Here is a 2,406-nt window from a genome sequence, read left to right as displayed (position 1 = left end):
CGTAATACTCTGCGACGTTGGCGGCGGGCGGCTCGAAATTCAGAAATGTGACCAGGAGGTCTGCGCCGTCGGCCAGGGACTTTAGCGTCGTGGCGATATCCTCCCAGTACTGGATAACTGACTCGCCAATTTCGCGAGACGACCTGATCAGTTCCCGCACCCTCCAGAAGCTGCGGAAGAAACGGGTCCAGAAATCGCGGTGCGCGCCCCACCACACTTCTGTATCCGGCCCGTAGGGGAGCGCCTCCAGCCCCGTTGACTTGGCGAAGTCGATCAAGTCGGGTGGGACAGCAACGCACACCTCGTGTCCGCGGCGCATAAGTTCACAGCCAACAGCGACGCAGGGTTCGACGTCGCCACGACTTCCATAGCTTGCCAGCACAACTTTCATCGCGGACCCTTCCGCATGAACACACCTTCCGACCTGTAGCGAACTGCGCTGTAGCAACCGATCTTTGGCGTTGGGTAGTAACAGCCAACGGCGAGAGTGCGGTGTAATGCATGATGCGACTAGCACTTTAAAGCAGTCAACGTAAACTGTTGCGCGTTTCAACTAACCGGATTTACAAATTCTCAATTTGCGCGCCGATTCTCAGGTTGGCTGGTGACGTGGCGCAGGCGCAAAAAGCCAGACAAGTCGCCGCGAGCGCGGAGGTATAGCTCGTCATGCCTAGAGTCTCGGGCAGCAAGCACACTTCGGAGATTGTTGCGCCATATAACGATTCGCGACAATAATTTCGGTCCCCCGTCTATCCTGCCGCTATGAGTCAGAGCCGACGTACTGCCGCGAAGCACGCATCCGTGTCCCCGGCGGCGCAAAACGGGACTGCGGCCAGGCCGATCGCTCTTTTTGTGCTGGGTGCGCCTCGGTCGGGAACGTCGGCGGTCACGCGGGTTCTCTCACTTTGCGGGGCCGCGCTCCCAACGGGAATGGCGGGTGCCGACCGGAACAATCCGCGGGGCTATTGGGAGCCTCGCGCATCTCTCCATATCAACAACTCGATCTTGCATCGCAACGGCAGCACTACGTTCGACACGTCACTGCACCTGCAAGATGAAGGTGGGTTCGACGCGCAAGAGAAGGCCCGCTGCGTCGCCGAAATCGGGTCGTTTCTTTCCACGTTGCCGGCTGCGCCGCTCGTGGTCATCAAGGACCCGAGGATTACGCTGCTGTCCGGCCTGTGGTTCGAGGCGGCGCGGACGGCTGGATTCGATGTCGCGGCAGTGATTCCGGTGCGCCACCCGCAAGAGGTCATCGCCTCGGGTGCGGCGGCTCTGCTCACCGCGCCGGACCTCGCGACGGCATTGTGGCTGAAATTCAATCTCCTCTCCGAAAGGGATACGCGCGGCCTGCCGCGTGTATTCGTCGATTACGCCAGCTTCCTTGAGGACTGGCGCCGGGAAATAAAGCGGATTTCGGTCGCGCTCGCAATTGACCTCGACGCCCGCGACGAGGGTGCGATCGAGGAGTTTCTCACACCGGATCTTCACCGCCAGCAACACGGCGGCGCGGTGACGGAGCCCTTCGGCACCGACTGGATTTCCGTAACCTACGACGCGCTGTGCGCGGCCACGCGTGACGAGCCCTGGGATCAGGCAACGCTCGACCGCGTTTTGGAGGCGTATCGGGCGAGCGAACGTGGTTACCGGGCGGTTTTCGAGAATGCTCAGCAATTGCACAAAATCTATCGGTTCATGCCGCCGCGCTTCCTGAAGCTCCGCAACGGAATCGTCGCTATGGCTCACCGACGCAGGGGGACGTGGGCGTAGACCATTCGGCAGGTCTGCGGATAAACGCCTAGCCCAGAGCTTCCGGATTCCAGGTCGACTGCGCCGGCATCGCGTTATGCTGCCGAGCGACTAAGCCGGGGCGCCAGGCCCCCGCTTTCATCTGGCAGAACGCGCACGGGGAGTGAAGGGCTGAGGTCCGCGATGAAATTTGTGCTGTCCTTTTATGGCACTCGTGGTGACGTGGAACCCGGGCTGGCCGTGGGCCGTGAGTTGGCACGTCGTGGGCACGAGGTGCGAATGGCCGTTCCGGGCGATCTTGTTGGCGTTGCCGAGGCGGCCGGCGTCGCGGCAGTTGCCTATGGTCCTGATCCGCGGGTGTGGCAGGACGTGAACCGCGACTTCTGGGCGCGTTTCCTGCGCAAGTTCTGGAGGAACTTCTGGCGGGTGCGGGACCTGGCCGGGCTGTTGCGTGAGGATTGGCAGTTGGTGACCGAGTTTTGGCAGGACGTCAGCTCGACGCTGACGTCGTTGGCGCAGGGGGCCGATCTACTGTTCACCGGCGTCCTCGGCGAAGAGGCGGCCGGCAACGTCGCTGAGCATTACGGCATTCCGTTAGCCACGCTGCATGTCTTCCCGATGCGGCCCAACGGCCAGCTTGTTCCGGGTATGCCGGCG

Annotated in this window: 3 protein-coding genes; 2 read left to right on the top strand and 1 reads right to left on the bottom strand. The window is 62.0% G+C overall.

What is annotated here, in order from left to right; genetic code table 11:
* The coding region (locus tag A5707_RS10910; RefSeq protein WP_197495308.1) for a glycosyltransferase at positions 1-391 on the bottom strand (391 nt) is incomplete at its 3' end.
* A 410-nt stretch (positions 392-801) separates the two neighbouring features.
* On the opposite strand from A5707_RS10910, the gene A5707_RS10905 reads away from it, so the two are divergent.
* Positions 802-1,770, top strand: coding sequence for a sulfotransferase family protein (locus A5707_RS10905; RefSeq protein WP_082969392.1), 969 nt, complete (start codon positions 802-804; stop codon positions 1,768-1,770).
* A 162-nt stretch (positions 1,771-1,932) separates the two neighbouring features.
* Positions 1,933-2,406, top strand: a 474-nt coding sequence (locus tag A5707_RS10900; protein WP_197495307.1) for a glycosyltransferase, incomplete at its 3' end; no start/stop codon positions are given.

This window comes from Mycobacterium kyorinense (genome assembly GCF_001672775.1).
GTDB lineage: Bacteria > Actinomycetota > Actinomycetes > Mycobacteriales > Mycobacteriaceae > Mycobacterium > Mycobacterium kyorinense_A.
The sequence above is the reverse complement of the archived record's forward strand: the minus strand, read 5'-3'. Positions and strand labels throughout refer to the sequence as shown.